Origin of the sequence: Kushneria marisflavi (assembly GCF_002157205.1) — a bacterium.
Lineage (GTDB): Bacteria > Pseudomonadota > Gammaproteobacteria > Pseudomonadales > Halomonadaceae > Kushneria > Kushneria marisflavi.
Genome location: NZ_CP021358.1, coordinates 2,515,704 through 2,535,786 on the forward strand (window position 1 = coordinate 2,515,704; position 20,083 = coordinate 2,535,786).

General features: G+C 56.9%; 17 protein-coding genes and 4 tRNA genes. All 21 read left to right on the forward strand.

Annotated elements, in window-relative coordinates:
• Positions 1 to 55 precede the first annotated feature (55 nt).
• Positions 56 to 139, forward strand: a tRNA-Tyr gene (locus B9H00_RS11445).
• 44 nt (positions 140 to 183) lie between these two features.
• Positions 184 to 257: transfer RNA gene (locus B9H00_RS11450), tRNA-Gly, on the forward strand.
• 17 nt (positions 258 to 274) lie between these two features.
• Positions 275 to 349, forward strand: a tRNA-Thr gene (locus tag B9H00_RS11455).
• 113 nt (positions 350 to 462) lie between these two features.
• Positions 463 to 538, forward strand: a tRNA-Trp gene (locus B9H00_RS11460).
• Positions 539 to 605: 67 nt separating this feature from the next.
• Positions 606 to 974 (forward strand): preprotein translocase subunit SecE, encoded by a 369-nt coding sequence (gene secE / locus B9H00_RS11465; RefSeq protein WP_086620805.1) that lies wholly within the window; start codon positions 606 to 608, stop codon positions 972 to 974.
• A gap of 8 nt (positions 975 to 982) precedes the next feature.
• On the forward strand, positions 983 to 1,516 hold the full coding sequence (gene nusG / locus B9H00_RS11470; protein WP_086620804.1) for a transcription termination/antitermination protein NusG: 534 nt from the start codon (positions 983 to 985) through the stop codon (positions 1,514 to 1,516).
• Positions 1,517 to 1,599: 83 nt separating this feature from the next.
• Positions 1,600 to 2,031 (forward strand): 50S ribosomal protein L11, encoded by a 432-nt coding sequence (rplK, locus tag B9H00_RS11475; RefSeq protein WP_086620803.1) that lies wholly within the window; start codon positions 1,600 to 1,602, stop codon positions 2,029 to 2,031.
• 2 nt (positions 2,032 to 2,033) lie between these two features.
• Positions 2,034 to 2,726 (forward strand): 50S ribosomal protein L1, encoded by a 693-nt coding sequence (gene rplA / locus B9H00_RS11480; RefSeq protein WP_086900771.1) that lies wholly within the window; start codon positions 2,034 to 2,036, stop codon positions 2,724 to 2,726.
• Positions 2,727 to 2,960: 234 nt separating this feature from the next.
• Positions 2,961 to 3,467, forward strand: coding sequence for a 50S ribosomal protein L10 (gene rplJ, locus B9H00_RS11485; RefSeq protein WP_086900772.1), 507 nt, complete (start codon positions 2,961 to 2,963; stop codon positions 3,465 to 3,467).
• A 66-nt stretch (positions 3,468 to 3,533) separates the two neighbouring features.
• Positions 3,534 to 3,908 carry a 50S ribosomal protein L7/L12 gene (gene rplL, locus B9H00_RS11490; RefSeq protein WP_086620801.1) on the forward strand — a complete coding sequence of 125 codons (375 nt, stop codon included), beginning with the start codon at positions 3,534 to 3,536 and terminating at the stop codon, positions 3,906 to 3,908.
• Between the two features lie 252 nt (positions 3,909 to 4,160).
• On the forward strand, positions 4,161 to 8,237 hold the full coding sequence (gene rpoB / locus B9H00_RS11495; RefSeq protein WP_086900773.1) for a DNA-directed RNA polymerase subunit beta: 4,077 nt from the start codon (positions 4,161 to 4,163) through the stop codon (positions 8,235 to 8,237).
• Positions 8,238 to 8,319: 82 nt separating this feature from the next.
• Positions 8,320 to 12,534, forward strand: a complete 4,215-nt coding sequence (gene rpoC, locus B9H00_RS11500) for a DNA-directed RNA polymerase subunit beta' (protein WP_086900774.1) — start codon at positions 8,320 to 8,322, stop codon at positions 12,532 to 12,534.
• 142 nt (positions 12,535 to 12,676) lie between these two features.
• The gene (gene rpsL, locus B9H00_RS11505; protein WP_086620798.1) at positions 12,677 to 13,051 is read left to right on the forward strand and encodes a 30S ribosomal protein S12; all 375 of its coding nucleotides are present in this window, start codon (positions 12,677 to 12,679) and stop codon (positions 13,049 to 13,051) included.
• A 109-nt stretch (positions 13,052 to 13,160) separates the two neighbouring features.
• Positions 13,161 to 13,631 (forward strand): 30S ribosomal protein S7, encoded by a 471-nt coding sequence (rpsG, locus tag B9H00_RS11510; protein WP_086620797.1) that lies wholly within the window; start codon positions 13,161 to 13,163, stop codon positions 13,629 to 13,631.
• A gap of 48 nt (positions 13,632 to 13,679) precedes the next feature.
• The gene (gene fusA / locus B9H00_RS11515; protein WP_086900775.1) at positions 13,680 to 15,797 is read left to right on the forward strand and encodes an elongation factor G; all 2,118 of its coding nucleotides are present in this window, start codon (positions 13,680 to 13,682) and stop codon (positions 15,795 to 15,797) included.
• 30 nt (positions 15,798 to 15,827) lie between these two features.
• A complete protein-coding gene (gene tuf, locus B9H00_RS11520; protein ID WP_086620795.1) occupies positions 15,828 to 17,021 on the forward strand; it encodes an elongation factor Tu in 1,194 nt (397 codons plus the stop codon).
• Positions 17,022 to 17,192: 171 nt separating this feature from the next.
• Entirely contained in the window at positions 17,193 to 17,504 is a 312-nt protein-coding gene (gene rpsJ, locus B9H00_RS11525; RefSeq protein WP_019951460.1) for a 30S ribosomal protein S10, read from the forward strand.
• Positions 17,505 to 17,647: 143 nt separating this feature from the next.
• Positions 17,648 to 18,286 (forward strand): 50S ribosomal protein L3, encoded by a 639-nt coding sequence (gene rplC, locus B9H00_RS11530; RefSeq protein ID WP_086620794.1) that lies wholly within the window; start codon positions 17,648 to 17,650, stop codon positions 18,284 to 18,286.
• Positions 18,287 to 18,299: 13 nt separating this feature from the next.
• On the forward strand, positions 18,300 to 18,908 hold the full coding sequence (gene rplD, locus B9H00_RS11535) for a 50S ribosomal protein L4 (RefSeq protein ID WP_086900776.1): 609 nt from the start codon (positions 18,300 to 18,302) through the stop codon (positions 18,906 to 18,908).
• The gene (rplW, locus tag B9H00_RS11540) at positions 18,905 to 19,201 is read left to right on the forward strand and encodes a 50S ribosomal protein L23 (RefSeq protein WP_086620792.1); all 297 of its coding nucleotides are present in this window, start codon (positions 18,905 to 18,907) and stop codon (positions 19,199 to 19,201) included. The genes rplD and rplW overlap by 4 nt, the downstream gene beginning before the upstream one ends.
• A 16-nt stretch (positions 19,202 to 19,217) precedes the next feature.
• The gene (rplB, locus tag B9H00_RS11545; protein WP_086900777.1) at positions 19,218 to 20,045 is read left to right on the forward strand and encodes a 50S ribosomal protein L2; all 828 of its coding nucleotides are present in this window, start codon (positions 19,218 to 19,220) and stop codon (positions 20,043 to 20,045) included.
• Positions 20,046 to 20,083 lie beyond the last annotated feature (38 nt).

Genomic DNA, 20,083 nt, shown 5'->3' on the forward strand with positions numbered 1-20,083 from the left:
AATGGAACGAGGGCTTGACAGCCCGTCTTGGATCGGTATAATTTGCCGCCAAGTTGGAGGGATTCCCGAGTGGCCAAAGGGAGCAGACTGTAAATCTGCCGCGCGAGCTTCGGAGGTTCGAATCCTCCTCCCTCCACCAAGATTTTTTTCGGCCGCTTAAAGAGGGGTTGAAAGATTGGGTAAGCGGGCATAGTTTAATGGTAGAACCTCAGCCTTCCAAGCTGATGATGCGGGTTCGATTCCCGCTGCCCGCTCCAGTTGTGTAAAGGGTTATGCTCATGTAGCTCAGGGGTAGAGCACACCCTTGGTAAGGGTGAGGTCGACGGTTCAATTCCGTCCATGAGCTCCATTCAGGGTGAGCCGTTAAGGGTCGCCCTTTTTAGTCCGGTGTGGGTTGTCGTGCATCGGGCTTTTTGGTATCGTGCATGCCGCTCGCAAAGGCGTTCACGACGACGATGTTACAGGCCAGTGGCTCAATTGGCAGAGCAGCGGTCTCCAAAACCGCAGGTTGGGGGTTCGAGTCCCTCCTGGCCTGCCAGTCTTCCTCAGATTGGCAGCTTTTGTGTGTAAATCGATTGCCGCACTCCTGAGGAGTTTTCTTCCCCATGAAACAGACCGCCGAAGTGCAGGATACCCGTTTTGATGCGCTCAAGTGGGCTGCTGCTGTGGTGCTTGTCGCTGTTGCGGTAGCGGGTAATGTCTATTTTGCCGATCAGCCGATGATCTATCGAGTGATCGGCGTTGTCGTGCTGGTAGTGGCAGCTCTGGGTATTGCACTGACGACCAGCAGGGGTCGCGAATTGACCTCGCTTGCCAGAAACGCGAAGAAGGAAATTCAGCGTGTTGTCTGGCCCACCCGCCAGGAAACCTTTCAAACGACCGCTATCGTGCTGGGCGCAGTTGTCATTGTAGGCCTGTTGCTCTGGCTGATTGATATGTTCTTCGGTTGGCTGGTGTCGACTCTTATTGGTTAGGAGCTTGCATGACTAAGCGCTGGTACGTTGTCCACGCCTATTCCGGTTTTGAAAAACAGGTCATGCGTTCACTGATTGAGCGTGTGAAGCTTTACGAAATGGAAGACCACTTCGGCGAAATTCTGGTGCCTACGGAAGAAGTCGTCGAAATGCGCGATGGGAAGCGTCGCAAAAGCGAACGCAAGTTTTATCCTGGTTACGTGCTGGTTGAAATGGCGATGGATGACCGCAGTTGGCACCTCGTTAACGAAACACCTCGGGTAATGGGGTTTATCGGCGGAACGCCTGAAAAACCTGCTCCCATTACGCCGAACGAAGCAGAAGCCATTCTGCGTCGTGTACAGGATGGTACTGAAAAGCCACGTCCCAAGACCATGTTCGATGCCGGCGAAACCGTCCGGGTTGCCGATGGTCCGTTTGCAGACTTCAATGGCGTGGTCGAAGAAGTCAATTATGAGAAGAGCCGTCTGCAGGTCAGTGTTCTGATCTTTGGGCGCTCGACACCCGTTGAACTCGAGTTCTCGCAGGTCGAGAAGCTCTAGTCTTCATGGGTGCTGGTGATGCAGCAACGCTGCATCGATAGTCGGGGGAGCCGCAAGGCGCTATTACCCAATCGGAGTTCATCATGGCCAAGAAAGTTCAGGCTTACATCAAGCTGCAGGTTGCAGCGGGTAAAGCCAATCCCAGTCCGCCGGTAGGTCCGGCACTCGGTCAGCACGGCGTCAATATCATGGAATTCTGCAAGGCGTTCAACGCAGAAACCCAGGATATGGAAGCCGGTCTGCCGACGCCTGTCGTCATCACCGTCTATTCCGACCGCAGCTTTACGTTCATCACCAAGACGCCCCCGGCGCCGGTGCTGCTCAAAAAGGCTGCAGGCATCAAGTCCGGTTCTGGTGAACCGAACAAGAAGAAGGTCGGTACAGTCACGCGTGAGCAGATTGAAGAAATCGCTCGCACGAAAGAGCCTGACCTGACGGCTGCCGATCTTGAAGCTGCACTGCGTACCATTGCTGGTACTGCTCGCAGCATGGGCCTGAACGTGGAGGGTCTCTGATCATGGCCAAGCTTTCCAAGCGTATGAAGCTGATTCGCGACCGTGTTGATGCTTCGCGTGTCTACAGTGTTGATGAAGCGACTGCACTGCTGTCCGAGATTTCCTCCGTGAAATTTAAGGAAAGTGTAGAAATCGCCGTCAACCTGGGTGTCGATCCGCGTAAATCGGATCAGGTTGTTCGTGGTGCTACCGTACTGCCCAACGGCACTGGTCGTGACGTTCGCGTTGCGGTCTTTGCTCAGGGCGCAGCGGCTGATGCGGCTCGTGAAGCCGGTGCCGAAATCGTTGGCATGGACGATCTGGCAGCAGAAGTCAAAAAGGGCAACCTTGACTTTGATGTTGTTATCGCAGCGCCGGATGCCATGCGCGTCGTCGGTCAGCTGGGCCAGATTCTGGGTCCGCGTGGCCTGATGCCCAACCCCAAGGTTGGCACCGTGACGCCTGATGTGGCGACTGCCGTCAAGAATGCCAAGGCAGGTCAGGTCCGTTTCCGTACTGACAAGAACGGCATCATTCATGCGGGTATCGGCAAGGTCGATTTCACGCCTGAAGCCCTGCGTGGCAATCTGGAAGCTCTGGTCAATGATCTGAAAAAGCTCAAGCCCAGCACCTCTAAAGGCGTTTATATCAAAAAGGTTTCCCTGTCCACGACAATGGGGCCTGGCGTTACTGTCGATCATTCCTACCTGAATTGATCGATATCAACAGATTGCTTTGCGGTCCCCGTGCCCGTGGTGGAACGGGGCGCCGTCAAAGACCGCAGGTGTCGTCCCAAGGGGCGGCTTAATCATTTGCCCAGAGCAGGTGGCCTGCGCAGATGGCGCCTGTTGCCAGCCGGCAACACGCCATCATCCACTCTGCTGTATGTCTTCAGCAGATGGTAACCACGATGGTCATTCTTTCGGATGACCGGCACGAGGAGTGAAAATATGCCCCTGGGTCTTGAAGACAAGAAGGCAATTGTCGCTGAGGTCAGCGAAACTGCCGGACAGGCGCTCTCCGTTGTCGTAGCCAACTCTCGCGGTGTCGACGTGAGCGCCATGACGGCGCTGCGTAAAAAGGCTCGCGATAATGGCGTCCAGCTGCGCGTTGTGCGTAATACGCTGGCTCGCCGCGCCCTGCAGGGCACTTCCTGGGAGTGTCTGAACGAGACTTTTGTTGGTCCGTCTCTGCTGGCGTTTTCTCTTGAGCATCCAGGCGCCGGCGCGCGTCTGCTCAGGGATTTCGCTCGCGAACAGCCCAAGTTTGAAGTCAAGGCGCTGGCCTACGAAGGTGAGCTGATCGAAGCGCAGGATATCGATCGTCTGGCAAGCCTGCCGACCTACGACGAAGCTATCGCCAAGCTGATGTCCGTCATGAAGGAAGCTTCTGCCGGCAAACTGGTACGCACGCTTGCAGCGCTGCGCGACCAGAAGCAGGAAGAAGAAGCCGCCTGATCGGCGTATCATCCCGGCAAATTTCATCGGGCAGTCATTTGCCCCGCAAAGTACAGGAATGCAATCATGGCACTGAGCAAAGAAGACATCATCAACGCTGTTGCTGAAATGTCCGTCATGGAAGTCGTCGACCTTATCGAGTCGATGGAAGAGAAGTTCGGCGTCAGCGCCGCTGCAGCAGTTGTTGCAGGTCCGGGTGCCGGCGGTGAAGCCGCAGCCGTTGAAGAGCAGACCGAGTTTGATCTGGTTCTGACTGCCGCTGGTGACAAGAAGGTTAACGTCATCAAGGTTGTTCGCGAGATCACTGGTCTGGGCCTCAAGGAAGCCAAGGGCGCTGTTGACGGTGCTCCGGCCACCCTGAAAGAAGGCATGTCCAAGGACGATGCTGAAGCAGCCAAGAAGAAGCTGGAAGAAGCTGGCGCTTCCGTGGAACTCAAGTAATCAGTGTTCTGCCTGAAAGCGTTATAGCATGACGGCTGGTGGCGGTCAGATGAGCTGACCGCCGCCGGCCTTTTTCTGTTGCCGGATGGGCTTAGCGTGCTCATAGCACCATGCCTAGTACGCTAAGGCGATCCGGAAAACTTCAAGCGGCGAGCTTTCTTCCAGGAAGCTTGCCGTTGGCGCCTGATGGAGCCAATCCGCTGGTGTACCGATCACGCCAGTCACTCATGGTGAACAAGCTGGGGATTACAGATGGCTTACTCATACACTGAGAAAAAACGCATCCGCAAGGATTTCGGCAAACTGCCCCAAGTAATGGATGTGCCTTACCTGCTGGCCATCCAGCTTGATTCCTATTATGACTTCCTGCAGCAGGATCGTGCCCCTGAAGGTCGCCATGATATTGGTCTGCATGCCGCCTTCAAGTCCGTGTTCCCGATTGAAAGCTTTTCGGGCAACGCGGCACTCGAATATGTCAGTTACCGCTTTGGTACTCCTGCCTTTGATGTCAAGGAGTGCCAGCTTCGTGGTGTGACCTATTCAGCACCCCTACGTGTCAAGGTACGTCTGATCATCTACGATCGCGAGTCTTCGAACAAGGCGATCAAGGATATCAAGGAGCAGGAAGTCTACATGGGGGAAATCCCCCTGATGACCGAAAACGGTACCTTTGTGGTCAACGGTACCGAGCGCGTTATTGTTTCTCAGCTCCACCGCAGCCCGGGCGTGTTCTTTGATCACGACAAGGGCAAGAGCCACTCTTCGGGCAAACTGCTGTATTCGGCACGTGTGATTCCCTATCGCGGGTCCTGGCTGGATTTCGAGTTTGACCCGCGCGATAACGTTTTTGTACGTATTGACCGTCGCCGCAAGCTGCCGGCCACCGTGCTCATGCGTGCACTGGGCTACAGTGCCGAGGACATTCTCGGCTATTTCTTCGACACCGATGTCTATCACGTCGAAAGAAACGGCTTTTCCGTACAGCTGGTGCCCTCGCGTCTGCGTGGCGACACTGCGAGCTTCGATATTTCCGACAATGACGGTAACGTCATTGTTGAAGAAGGCCGTCGAATCACGCAAAAGCATATCCGTCAGCTGGAAAAGGCGGGTATCGAGCGTCTCGACGTGCCGATGGAGTATCTCCTTGGCAAGACGCTGGCAAAGGATCAGGTTGATCCCAACACCGGCGAGCTGCTGGTCGCCTGTAATACCGAACTGACGCTTGAAATGCTCGAGAAGCTGGGTCAGGCCGGTATCACGACCATTGAGACGCTGTACACCAACGACCTGGACACCGGCTCGTTCATCTCTGACACCCTGCGTGTTGATTCCACTGGCTCTCAGCTCGAGGCGCTGGTCGAGATCTATCGCATGATGCGTCCGGGAGAGCCGCCGACCAAGGAAGCGGCCGAGTCTCTGTTCAACAATCTGTTCTTCAGCGAAGACCGTTACGACCTCTCGGGCGTTGGTCGCATGAAGTTCAACCGTCGTCTGCGTCGTGATACCGACGAAGGCCCGGGGGTTCTGACCCATGACGACATCATTGATGTGCTCAGAGAGCTCATCAATATTCGTAACGGGTTTGGCGATGTCGATGACATCGATCACCTGGGTAACCGTCGTATCCGTAGCGTTGGCGAAATGGCCGAAAACCAGTTCCGCGTTGGTCTGGTTCGCGTCGAGCGTGCGGTCAAGGAACGTCTGTCGATGGCCGAAAGCGAAGGCCTGATGCCGCAGGACCTGATCAATGCCAAGCCGGTTGCGGCGGCGGTCAAGGAGTTCTTCGGTTCTTCTCAGCTTTCCCAGTTCATGGACCAGAACAATCCGCTGTCCGAGGTCACGCACAAGCGTCGTGTGTCCGCGCTCGGGCCGGGTGGTCTGACCCGTGAGCGTGCCGGCTTCGAAGTCCGTGACGTTCACGCCACGCACTATGGCCGTCTGTGTCCGATCGAGACACCTGAAGGTCCGAACATCGGTCTGATCAACTCGCTGGCCACCTACAGCCACACCAACCATTATGGTTTCCTGGAGACGCCTTACCGCAAGGTGGAAAATCGTCAGGTTACCGATGAGGTGGTGCATCTGTCGGCGATCGAGGAAGGGGACTTCATCATCGCTCAGGCTTCGGCTACCGTTGATGAAAATGGCCAGCTGATTGATGACCTCGTGCAGGTTCGTCACCGCGGTGAAACCACCTTCATGGCACCTGACAAGGTGACCCTGATGGACGTGTCTCCGCGTCAGGTAGTATCGGTGGCCGCGGCTCTGATTCCGTTTCTGGAGCACGATGACGCCAACCGTGCCCTGATGGGTTCGAACATGCAGCGTCAGGCGGTACCGACGCTCAAGGCCGACAAGCCGCTGGTCGGCACCGGCATGGAGCGTTTTGTGGCACGCGACTCCGGCGTTTGCGCCGTGGCTCGTCGTGGCGGTCTCGTGGATTCCGTCGATGCCAAGCGTATCGTTATTCGGGTCAATGAAGATGAAATCATCGGTGGTGAAGCCGGCGTTGATATCTACAACCTGACCAAGTACGTCCGCTCCAACCAGAACACCTGTCAGAACCAGCGCCCGATCGTGCGCCAGGGAGACAGGATCGCCATTGGCGATATTCTGGCTGACGGCCCGTCGGTAGATACCGGTGATCTGGCTCTGGGTCAGAACATCCGTATCGCTTTCATGCCCTGGAATGGCTACAACTTCGAAGACTCCATGCTGATCTCGGAGCGCGTGGTTGAAGAGGATCGCTTTACCACGATCCATATCCAGGAACTGACCTGCGTTTCTCGTGATACCAAGCTGGGTGCCGAAGAAATCACCTCGGATATCCCCAACGTGGGCGAGGCGGCCCTAGGCAAGCTTGACGAGTCAGGTGTGGTCTATATCGGTGCAGAGATCAACCCGGGCGACATTCTGGTGGGCAAGGTAACACCGAAGGGTGAAACCCAGCTGACACCGGAAGAGAAGCTGCTGCGTGCCATCTTCGGTGAGAAGGCCAGTGATGTGAAGGATACCTCGCTGCGTGCTTCTACCGGCATGCGCGGCACGGTTATCGACGTTCAGGTCTTCACCCGTGACGGTGTCGACAAGGATGCGCGTGCGCTCTCCATTGAGCAGCAGCAGCTCGATGAAGTGCGCAAGGATCTTCAGGAAACCTATCGTATCGCCGAAAACGCGACCTTTGAACGCCTGCAGCGCACGCTTTCCGGCCAGCCGGTCAACGGTGGGCCGAAGCTTTCCAAGGGTGACGTGGTTACCGACGAGTACCTTGAAGAGCTGCCGCGCTCTCAGTGGTCGAAGATTCGTATGCAGGATGAAGCGCTCAATGAGCTGCTGCATCAGGCTGACGAACAGCTGGAACTTCGTCGCAAGGAGATGGAGGAGCGTTTCGAGGACAAGAAGCGCAAGCTCACTCAGGGCGATGATCTGGCACCGGGCGTTCTGAAGATCGTCAAGGTCTATCTAGCCGTCAGGCGTCGAATCCAGCCGGGTGACAAGATGGCTGGTCGTCACGGTAACAAGGGTGTCATCTCGGCCATCATGCCGGTTGAAGACATGCCGTTCGATGATGAGGGCACGCCGGTCGATATCGTGCTCAACCCTCTGGGTGTTCCGTCACGCATGAACGTCGGTCAGATTCTCGAGACCCACCTGGGCATGGCGGCTCACGGCCTTGGCGTCAAGATTGACCGAATGATGCGAAATGCCCGTGAGCAGCAACTCACCGAAATTCGTGAGTTCCTGCACAAGGTGTATAACACCAGCGGTGGGCGCCAGGAAAACATCGACGAGCTGACCGATGAGGAAGTGCTGACACTGGCCAAGAACCTCTCGAGAGGCGTGCCGATCGCATCGCCGGTGTTTGACGGTGCCCATGAGCAGGAAATCAAGGGACTGCTTCGTCTGGCTGACCTGCCTGACTCCGGTCAGATGGCGCTCTATGATGGCCGTACCGGCGAGAAGTTTGATCGCCCGGTCACCGTTGGCTACATGTACATGCTCAAGCTCAACCACCTTGTGGATGACAAGATGCATGCGCGCTCTACCGGTTCGTACTCGCTGGTCACTCAGCAGCCGCTCGGTGGCAAGGCGCAGTTCGGCGGCCAGCGCTTCGGTGAGATGGAAGTGTGGGCACTCGAAGCCTACGGCGCGGCCTATACGCTGCAGGAAATGCTGACGGTCAAGTCCGATGATGTTGAAGGGCGTACCAAGATGTACAAGAGCATCGTCGACGGTGATCACAGCATGCAGGCGGGTATGCCTGAATCCTTCAACGTACTGGTCAAGGAAATCCGCTCGCTGGGTATCGACATCGAGCTGGAAGGCTAAACGCCGCCTTTACCTATGAAGGTCCGCGGGGCCCTGAGTAATCGGGCCCCGCTCATGACAACTCCGCAACGGAGCCGACCCCATGAAAGATCTGGTCAAAGTTCTTAAATCGCAGGCGCAGTCCGAAGAGTTTGATGCCATTCGGATTTCGCTTGCTTCTCCGGACATGATCCGCAGCTGGTCGTTTGGCGAGGTCAAAAAGCCCGAGACCATTAACTACCGGACGTTCAAGCCAGAGCGTGACGGCCTGTTCTGTGCCAAGATTTTTGGTCCGGTCAAGGATTACGAGTGCCTGTGCGGCAAGTACAAGCGCATGAAGCACCGTGGCATCATCTGTGAAAAGTGCGGCGTCGAAGTCACCAAGGCGTCCGTACGTCGCGAGCGGATGGGCCATATCGAGCTGGCGTCTCCCGTCGCGCACATCTGGTTTTTGAAGTCGCTGCCGTCGCGTATCGGCATGCTGCTGGATATGACCCTGCGTGATATTGAACGCGTGCTCTATTTCGAGTCCTTCGTGGTCATCGATCCCGGCATGACGACGCTTGAGCGTGGTCAGCTGCTCAACGATGAGCAGTATTTCGAAGCGCTTGAAGAGTTTGGCGACGACTTTGACGCCCGCATGGGTGCCGAAGCCGTACAGGCGCTGCTGTCCGATATCGATCTGGGTGAAGAGATTGACCGTCTGCGTGAGGAAATTCCGCAGACCAACTCTGATACCAAGATCAAGAAGCTGTCCAAGCGCCTCAAGCTGCTGGAAGCCTTCTATCGTTCTGGCAACCATCCGGGCTGGATGGTCATGGAAGTGCTTCCGGTACTGCCACCGGATTTGCGTCCGCTGGTGCCGCTGGACGGTGGTCGCTTCGCAACATCTGATCTTAACGACCTCTATCGTCGTGTGATCAACCGTAACAACCGTCTCAAGCGTCTGCTGGATCTGTCTGCGCCGGACATTATCGTCCGCAATGAAAAGCGTATGCTTCAGGAGTCTGTCGATGCCCTGCTGGACAACGGCCGTCGCGGTCGTGCCATCACCGGCTCGAACAAGCGTCCGCTGAAGTCACTGGCTGACATGATCAAGGGCAAGCAGGGGCGTTTCCGTCAGAACCTGCTGGGCAAGCGTGTCGATTACTCCGGCCGTTCGGTGATCACCGTGGGTCCGACACTGCGTCTGCATCAGTGTGGTCTGCCCAAGAAGATGGCGCTTGAGCTGTTCAAGCCGTTCATCTATTCGAAGCTGCAGGGCAGCGGTCAGGCCTCGACCATCAAGGCCGCCAAGAAGCTGGTCGAGCGTGAAATGCCCGAAGTCTGGGACATCCTTGCCGACGTGATTCGTGAGCATCCGGTGCTGCTTAACCGTGCGCCGACGCTGCACCGTCTGGGTATCCAGGCGTTCGAGCCGATGCTGATCGAAGGCAAGGCGATTCAGCTGCACCCGCTGGTCTGTGCGGCCTACAACGCCGACTTTGACGGCGACCAGATGGCCGTACACGTGCCGCTGACGCTGGAAGCCCAGCTCGAAGCGCGTGCACTGATGATGTCGACCAACAACGTGCTGTCGCCGGCTAACGGTGATCCCATCATCGTCCCGTCGCAGGACGTGGTACTGGGTCTGTATTACATGACCCGCGAGCGCATCGGGGCCAGGGGCGAAGGCATGGCCTTCTCTGACCTCAACGAGGTTGAGCGCGCCTTCGGTACCCAGAGTGTCGATCTTCATGCTCGCGTTCGTGTTCGTCTGAGCGAATGGGCGCGTGATGAAGAGAGCGGTGAGCTTGTCGAGCAGATCTCGGTCAAGGACACCACCGTGGGACGTGCGCTGCTGTATCGCATCGTGCCGCGCGGCATGCCGTTCGAAATGGTCGATAAGTCCATGAAGAAAAAGGCGATTTCCCAGCTGATCAACGCCGGCTATCGCCTGGTGGGTCTGAAGGAAACCGTCATCTTTGCCGACCAGTTGATGTATACCGGTTTCCGTCTGGCCACCTGGTCAGGTGCTTCCATCGGCGTTAACGACTTCGTAATCCCCGACTCCAAGAAGGAGATTATCGAAGCGGCCGAGGACGAAGTGAAGGAAATCGAGGATCAGTTCTCTTCGGGTCTTGTTACGGCAGGCGAGAAATACAACAAGGTCATCGATATCTGGTCCAAGGCGAACGACAAGGTCGCCCGTGCCATGATGACCGGTATTTCCAAGGAAACAGTGACCGATCGTGAAGGTAACGAGGTTGAGCAGGATTCGTTCAACAGCGTCTTCATCATGGCGGACTCCGGTGCGCGTGGTAGCGCCGCCCAGATCCGTCAGCTTGCCGGTATGCGTGGCCTGATGGCGAAGCCGGACGGCTCGATCATCGAGACGCCGATCACCGCGAACTTCCGTGAGGGGCTGAACGTACTGCAGTACTTCATCTCGACGCACGGTGCTCGTAAGGGTCTGGCAGATACGGCACTCAAGACGGCTAACTCCGGTTATCTGACGCGTCGTCTGGTTGACGTGGCTCAGGATGTGGTCGTGACCGAGGTCGATTGCGGCACGGAAGAAGGCCTGACGCTCCATCCGGTCATTGAAGGTGGCGATATCATCGTCTCTCTGGCCGAGCGTGTTCTGGGTCGCGTCGTGGCGCGTGACGTCATTGATCCGCAGACCGAAGAAGTGCTGATTCCACGCAACACGCTGCTGGATGAAGCCTGGTGCAACCGTCTCGATACCATGGGTGTTGACGAGATTGTGGTGCGCTCGACCATTACCTGTGAAACGGCACACGGTGTCTGCTCGTCCTGCTACGGCCGCGATCTGGCCCGCGGACATGTGGTCAACGTTGGTGAGTCGGTAGGTGTTATCGCGGCACAGTCGATCGGTGAACCGGGTACCCAGCTGACCATGCGTACCTTCCACATCGGTGGTGCGGCCTCTCGTGCTTCGGCCGTGGACAGTGTTCAGGTCAAGCATGGCGGTAGCGTGCGACTGCACAACATGAAGCATGTTGAGCGCAGCGACGGCAAGCTGGTCGTGGTGTCTCGTTCGAGTGCTCTGGCCGTTGCCGATGAGCATGGTCGTGAGCGTGAGTACTACAAGCTGCCCTATGGTGCCGAGCTGTCCATCAAGGATGGCGCGCAGGTTGAATCCGGTCAGGTTGTGGCCAAGTGGGATCCGCACACGCATCCGATCGTTTCCGAGGTGCAGGGCCGTATTCAGTTCACGGATATGGAAGAAAACGTCACCATCAACCGTAGTGTTGATGAGATGACCGGCCTGTCCTCCATCGAAGTGATCGAGTCCGGTAACCGACCGACATCCGGCCGCGACAAGCGTCCGATGATCATGCTGCAAAACGAGCATGGCGAAGCGGTTTCCCTGCCGGGATCCAATACACCGGTACAGTATATGCTGCCTGGTAATGCGATTGTTTCCGTTGACGATGGCTCCGCTATCGGCATTGGTGAAGTGGTCGCTCGTATTCCGGTGGAAGCGTCCGGTAACAAGGACATCACCGGTGGTCTGCCGCGCGTTGCCGACCTGTTTGAGGCGCGCAAGCCCAAGGAGGCTTCAGTACTGGCCGAAACCACGGGTACCATCACTTTCGGCAAGGAAACCAAGGGCAAGCGTCGTCTGATGATTACGCCCACCGATGGTGATCCGGTCGAAATGCTGATTCCCAAGTGGCGTCAGATTGGTGTCTTTGAAGGCGAAACCGTCGAGCGTGGTGAGGTCATTTCCGATGGCCCCAGCAATCCGCACGATATCCTGCGTCTGCTGGGCGTCAGTGAGCTGGCCAAATACATCACGGCTGAAATCCAGGATGTTTATCGTCTGCAGGGCGTTGGCATAAACGACAAGCACATCGAAACCATCGTGCGTCAGATGCTGCGCAAGGTAGAGATCACTGATGCTGGCGACAGCACGCTGATTCCGGGCGATCAGGTCGAGCTGGTACGTGTGCTGGCCGAGAATGTACGGCTGCATGAGCAGGAGAAGTTCCCTGCCAAGTATGACCGTGTACTGCTGGGTATCACCAAGGCATCGCTGGCGACCGAGTCCTTCATTTCGGCGGCTTCCTTCCAGGAAACCACACGTGTACTGACCGAGGCTGCCGTGACCGGCAAGCGCGATTATCTGCGTGGCCTGAAGGAGAACGTGGTAGTTGGCCGTCTTATTCCGGCAGGTACGGGTCTTACCCATCATGCCGAACGTCGTCGCAGGAAGGAGGGCGCTACGCGAGATCCGCATCCTTCGGCCTTCGATGTCGAACAGCAGCTGGGTGAGCATTTGACCGCCCTGGACGCTGACGACGACCTCTAACGGGACTCGAGCCCTGTGTCTGATATGGCGCAGGGCTTGACGCCCTTGTGGGCAAACCCTTAGAATTCGCAGCCTTTAACAGTAGGGATAGGTGCGTCCTGTCCCTGCTGTTTTGTATCATCATCATTGGAGCGAGCCTTTTATGGCAACGATTAATCAGCTGGTGCGCAAGCCCCGCAAGCGCCCGCAGGCCAAAAGCGACGTGCCTGCGCTGCAGGCCTGCCCGCAACGCCGCGGTGTTTGTACGCGCGTTTATACAACCACTCCCAAGAAGCCGAACTCGGCACTTCGTAAGGTCTGCCGTGTTCGTCTGACCAACGGTTACGAAGTCGCTTCGTATATCGGTGGTGAAGGCCACAACCTTCAGGAACACTCTGTGGTCCTGATCCGTGGCGGCCGCGTAAAGGATCTTCCGGGTGTGCGTTATCACACTGTACGCGGTGCTCTGGATACCTCCGGTGTTCAGAACCGTAAGCAGTCGCGCTCGAAGTACGGCACCAAAAAGCCGAAATCCTGATCGGTATCCATTTAATTTACACGGTCTGATAAGAGTAAGGCCGGGCAGCGCACCCTGAGGTGTTTGGTCCCGGGTTTACCTGAAAGACTCTTCTGACTGAGGGCTTATCATGCCTAGAAGACGTATTGCGGCGAAGCGCGACATCCTGCCGGATCCCAAGTTCGGAAGTGAGCGCCTGGCCAAGTTCATGAACCATCTGATGATCAGCGGCAAGAAATCCGTCGCCGAGCGCATCGTATATGGTGCGCTGGATCGGGTTGCCGAACGCTCCAATGATGAGCCGCTGGACATTTTCGACAAGGCACTGGAAGCCATCCAGCCCATGGTCGAAGTTAAATCACGTCGTGTTGGCGGTGCTACCTACCAGGTACCCGTTGAAGTGCGTCCTTCCCGTCGTCAGGCGCTGGCAATGCGCTGGATGGTGGACGCGGCACGCAATCGTGGTGAAAAGACCATGGTGCAGAGGCTGGCCGGCGAAATGCTGGACGCGGCTGAAGGCAAGGGTGCTGCTGTCAAGAAGCGTGAAGACGTCCATCGTATGGCTGAAGCCAACAAGGCCTTCTCTCACTACCGCTTCTAATAGAAGCGCCTTCAAACGAAGGCGCTTCCAACTACAGGATACGCTATCGTGGCACGCAAGACTCCTCTTAAGCGCTACCGCAATATCGGTATCTGCGCCCACGTTGATGCCGGCAAGACAACGACCACCGAACGCGTGCTCTTCTACACGGGTCTTTCTCACAAGATCGGTGAAGTGCACGAAGGTGCCGCTGTCATGGACTGGATGGAGCAGGAGCAGGAGCGTGGTATTACCATCACCTCTGCTGCGACCACCTGTTTCTGGAGCGGCATGAATCAGCAGTTCGATGAGCATCGCATCAACATCATCGACACTCCCGGGCACGTTGACTTCACCATCGAGGTTGAACGCTCCCTGCGTGTGCTTGATGGTGCGATCGTCGTACTGTGTGGTAGCTCCGGTGTTCAGCCGCAGACCGAAACCGTCTGGCGCCAGGCCAACCGTTATGAAGTTCCCCGCATGGTGTTCGTCAACAAGATGGACCGTGCCGGTGCAGACTTCTTCATGGTTGTCGAGCAGATGCGCAAGCGTCTGGGCGCCAATGCCGTACCGATCCAGATCAACTGGGGTGCGGAAGATGAATTCAAGGGTGTCATCGACCTTCTTCAAATGAAGGCCATTCTCTGGAATGAAGAAGACAAGGGCATGACCTATGACCTCGTCGACATTCCCGCTGAGCTGCAGGAAACGGCTCAGGAATGGCACGAGCATATGGTCGAGTCTGCCGCTGAAGCCTCTGAAGAATTGATGGAAAAGTATCTCGAAGGCGGTGAGCTTTCCATCGAGGAAATCAAGGCTGGTCTGCGTCGTCGTACGCTGGACAACGAAATCGTACTGGTAACCTGTGGCTCGGCGTTCAAGAACAAGGGCGTACAGGCCATGCTGGATGCGGTTATCGAGTATCTGCCGTCGCCGACCGAGGTCAAGGCCATCGAAGGTGAGCTGGATGACGCTGCGGGGACCATTGAAACCCGTGAAGCCGATGACAGCGCCCCCTTCTCTTCACTGGCTTTCAAGATCGCGACCGACCCGTTCGTCGGAACGCTGACCTTTATCCGCGTATACTCTGGCGTGCTCAACTCCGGCGACCAGGTCTACAACTCGGTGAAGGACAAGAAGGAGCGCGTTGGACGTATCGTTCAGATGCACGCCAACAGCCGCCAGGAGATCAAGGAAGTTTACGCAGGCGATATCGCTGCCTGTGTCGGTCTCAAGGATGTCACTACCGGTGATACCCTGTGTGACCCGAACTCCAAGATCGTTCTTGAGCGAATGGAATTTCCCGAGCCGGTTATTTCGGTTGCCGTTGAACCGAAATCCAAGGCTGACCAGGAGAAGATGGGTATCGCTCTGGGCAAGCTGGCTCAGGAAGATCCCTCTTTCCGCGTCAAGACTGACGAGGAAACCGGACAGACCATCATCTCCGGTATGGGCGAGCTTCACCTCGACATTCTTGTCGACCGCATGCGTCGCGAGTTCAAGGTCGAAGCCAATATCGGCAAGCCGCAGGTTGCCTATCGCGAGACGATCAAGAAGAGCGTCGAGCAGGAAGGCAAGTTTGTTCGTCAGTCCGGTGGCCGTGGCCAGTTCGGTCATGTCTACCTGCGCATCGAGCCGCTGACGGATGAGGATCGCGGTGATGATCCGGAAATGACCTTCAAGTTCAATTCCGAGATCGTCGGTGGTGTAGTACCCAAGGAATATGTGCCGGCAGTCGAGAAGGGTGCCTTTGAGCAGCTGCAGAACGGTGTCATCGCCGGTTATCCGATGATCAACGTCAAGGTAGCGCTGTATGACGGTTCCTATCACGACGTCGACTCCAATGAGAATGCCTTCAAGGTTGCCTCTTCCATGGCAATCAAGGAGGGCGCACGCAAGGCCGGAGCAGTACTGCTCGAGCCGGTGATGAGCGTCGAAGTGGTAACACCCGAAGATTTCATGGGTGATGTCATGGGCGACCTTAACCGTCGGCGTGGTCTTGTTCAGGGTATGGATGACACTACTTCCGGTAAGGTTATCCGTGCCATGGTGCCGCTGGGTGAGATGTTCGGTTATGCGACCGATCTGCGTTCTCAGACCCAGGGCCGCGCAAGCTACTCCATGGAGTTTGCGAAGTACGATGAGGCACCGTCCAGCATCGTCGAAGCCGTCATCAACCAGAAATGATAACCGTTAGCTGATAAAGAGGTTATAGCAGTGGCCAAGGAAAAATTTGAACGTTCCAAACCGCACGTAAACGTAGGCACCATCGGTCACGTTGACCATGGTAAAACTACGCTGACTGCGGCCCTGACACGTGTTTCTGCCGAAGTATTCGGTGGTGACTGGCGTGAGTTTGCTACCATCGACAACGCTCCTGAAGAGCGTGAGCGTGGTATCACGATCTCGACAGCACACGTTGAATACCAGTCTGAAACGCGTCACTACGCGCACGTTGACTGCCCGGGGCACGCTGACTACGTCAAGAACATGATCACCGGTGCTGCCCAGATGGACGGCGCTATCCTGGTCTGTTCCGCAGCTGACGGCCCGATGCCGCAGACTCGTGAGCACATCCTGCTGTCTCGTCAGGTGGGTGTTCCGTTTGTCGTTGTCTTCCTGAACAAGGCTGACATGGTCGATGACGAAGAGCTGCTCGAGCTGGTCGAGATGGAAGTTCGTGAGCTTCTGTCCGAGTACGACTTCCCGGGTGACGACACGCCGATCATCATCGGTTCCGCCCTGATGGCACTGGAAGGCAAGGACGACAATGGCATGGGTACTACCGCCGTTGCCAACCTCGTTCGCGCCATGGATGAGTATATCCCCGAGCCTGAGCGTGCCATTGATCAGCCGTTCCTGATGCCGATCGAAGACGTCTTCTCCATCTCCGGTCGTGGTACCGTTGTAACTGGTCGTATCGAGCGCGGTATCGTCAAGCCGGGCGAAGAAGTCGAGATGATCGGCCTCAAGGACACCGTCAAGACTACCGTCACCGGTGTCGAGATGTTCCGTAAGCTGCTCGACGAAGGTCGTGCTGGTGAGAACGTTGGTGCCCTGCTGCGTGGTACCAAGCGTGATGACGTCGAGCGTGGTCAGGTTCTGGCCAAGCCGGGCAGCATCAAGCCGCACACCAAGTTCGAGTCCGAAGTCTACATCCTGTCCAAGGAAGAGGGTGGTCGTCACACGCCGTTCTTCAAGGGCTACCGTCCGCAGTTCTACTTCCGTACCACTGACGTGACCGGTACCTGTGAACTGCCGGAAGGCGTTGAAATGGTTATGCCGGGCGACAACGTTAAAATGGTGATCACTCTGATCGCTCCGATCGCCATGGAAGACGGCCTGCGCTTCGCTATCCGCGAAGGCGGTCGTACCGTTGGCGCTGGTGTTGTTGCCAAGATCATCGAGTGATTTAGCGGCTCGAAATCTAAAGGGGCCTCCGTCGGGAGGCCCCTTTGTCATATGCATGTTTGACTCTGAGCGAGTGCCTGCCTATAATGCGCATCCTTTTAAGGCGTGCGTAGGCGGTCAGGCGCCCATCGGCGTCAGACATCGTCTTGAATTTCCCTGGAGTCCCGGGTAATGCAGAACCAGAAGATTCGCATTCGCTTGAAAGCCTTTGATCATCGTCTTATCGATCAGTCCGCACAGGAAATTGTGGATACTGCCAAGCGCACTGGTGCGCAGGTTCGCGGTCCCATTCCGCTGCCGACCAGGCGTGAGCGCTACACCATCCTGATTTCTCCGCACGTCAACAAGGACGCGCGCGATCAGTATGAGATTCGTACCCACAAGCGTGTGCTGGACATCGTTGAGCCGACCGAGAAAACGGTTGATGCACTGATGAAGCTTGATCTGGCAGCTGGTGTGGACGTACAGATCAAGGTTGATTAACCCAACACTAGTCACTCACGCGGCATTTTAGGGCATACGCCCCGCCGCTCACGCCGGGATGGCGTCACACAATGTGCTAGTGGAATGCTCTGGAAAGGGCAGCCATAGCGGGTGATAGCCCCGTACACTAAAGGAGACTGAACATGTCTATCGGTTTAGTCGGTAAAAAGAGCGGTATGACCCGTATCTTTACCGAAGATGGCGCATCCGTGCCGGTAACCGTAATTGAAGTCGAGCCTAACCGCGTCACGCGTATCAAGACTCTCGAGTCTGATGGTTACCGTGCCGTGCAGGTTACTGCAGGCTCGCGCAAGGCCAAGCACCTCACCAAGGCAATTGCCGGGCAATATGCCAGCGCAGGTGTTGAGGCCGGTCGTTTCCTCGCGGAATTCCGTCTTTCCGAAGGCGAAGAAGATCCGCAGTCCGGAAGCGAGCTCACCGTATCCCTCTTCGAAGCAGGCCAGCTCATTGACGTCACTGGTACGTCAAAGGGCAAGGGTTTCCAGGGCGCAGTCAAGCGCTGGAACTTCCGCACGCAGGACGCCACTCACGGTAACTCTCTGTCGCATCGCGCGCCGGGTTCCATCGGTCAGTGCCAGACGCCGGGTCGCGTCTTCAAGGGCAAGAAGATGGCCGGTCAGATGGGTAACGAGCGTGTCACCGTTCAGAGCCTTGAAATCGTCCGTGTCGACACCGAACGCAATCTGTTGCTGGTCAAGGGCGCCGTACCTGGTGCTGCCGGTAGCGATGTGATCGTGCGCACCGCTGTCAAAGCTCGCTGAGGGGTAGGTAACGATGAATCTCAATCTTGCAGGTGCAGGAGCCGGGGCCGTCGAGATTTCCGACGACACCTTTGGCAAGGAATTCAACGAGGCGCTGGTTCACCAGGTCGTGACTGCCTATCTGGCAGGCGCACGTCAGGGTACCCGTGCACAGAAAAACCGTTCTGACGTCAGCGGCGGTGGCAAGAAGCCGTGGCGTCAGAAGGGTACCGGTCGTGCTCGTGCCGGTACCATCCGTTCGCCGATCTGGCGTACCGGTGGTGTGACTTTTGCGGCCCGTCCGCAGGATCACTCTCAGAAGGTCAATCGCAAGATGTACCGCGCTGCCATGCGCTCCATCCTTTCGGAGCTCGTGCGTCAGGAACGTCTGGTCGCTGTTGATGCCTTTACCGTAGACAGCCCCAAGACCAAACAGCTGGTTGGTCGTCTTTCCGACCTCGGTCTGGAAAAGGTGCTGATCGTGACTGACGAGCTGGATCAGAACCTCTATCTGGCCGCTCGCAACATTCCCAATGTGGATGTCATCGAAGCGTCGAGCGCGGATCCTGTCAGCCTGATTGCCTATGACAAGGTGCTGATGACCGTACCCGCCCTCCGCAAGTTCGAGGAGAAGCTGGCATGAATCAGGAACGCGTATTCCAGGTGCTGCTTGGTCCGCACATGACCGAGAAGGCTGCCTACGCTGCAGAGCGTAATCAGTACGTCTTCAAGGTCGCCAGTGATGCTACCAAGCCCGAAATCAAAAAGGCCGTTGAAGCCCTTTTTGAAAAGAAGGTCGACAGCGTCCAAGTCCTGAACATGAAGGGCAAGGTCAAGCGTAACGCTCGTGGTGAAGGTCATCGCAGCGGCTATCGCAAGGCCTACGTCACCCTGGCTGCGGGCGAAACGCTCGAAGACTTCACCGGCGCCGAGTGAGGCAGGAGAACGGATCATGGCAGTAGTCAAGACAAAACCCACGTCCGCCGGCCGTCGCCATAAGGTGAAGGTCGTCACCGAAGGACTGTACAAGGGGCGTCCGTATGCGGCGCTGACCGAAGCACAATCTCGCTCGGGCGGTCGTAACAACAACGGTCGTATCACTACCCGTCACGTGGGTGGTGGCAATCGCCAGCACTATCGTCTGGTGGACTTCAAGCGTAACAAGGATGGCATTCCGGCCATCGTCGAGCGTCTTGAATACGATCCGAACCGCAGCGCACACATTGCACTGCTGAAATATGTGGACGGTGAACGCCGTTACATCATTGCCCCTCGCGGTGTTGCAGAAGGCGATCGCCTGGAGTCGGGTGTCAATGCACCGATTCGTCAGGGCAACGCTCTGCCTCTGCGCAATGTTCCGGTTGGTTCGACCATTCATTGCATCGAGCTCAAGCCCGGCAAGGGCGCGCAGCTTGTACGCAGCGCGGGTACCAGTGCTCAGCTGGTCGCACGTGAAGGCAACTATGCCACCGTGCGTCTGCGTAGCGGTGAAATGCGTCGTATCCTGGCTGAATGTCGCGCCACGCTGGGCGAAGTCGGCAACTCCGAGCATAGCCTTGGGCAGCTCGGCAAGGCCGGCGCCAAGCGTTGGAGAGGCATACGTCCGACGGTTCGCGGCGTCGCGATGAACCCGGTTGATCACCCGCATGGTGGTGGTGAAGGTCGTACCAGTGGTGGCCGTCATCCGGTAACCCCCTGGGGTATTCCGACCAAGGGTCACAAGACGCGCAAGAACAAGCGTACCGACAAGCTTATCGTGCGTCGTCGCAAAGCCAGATAAACGGTGCCGCAAGGCCAAACATCAGTATTTAAGGGGTA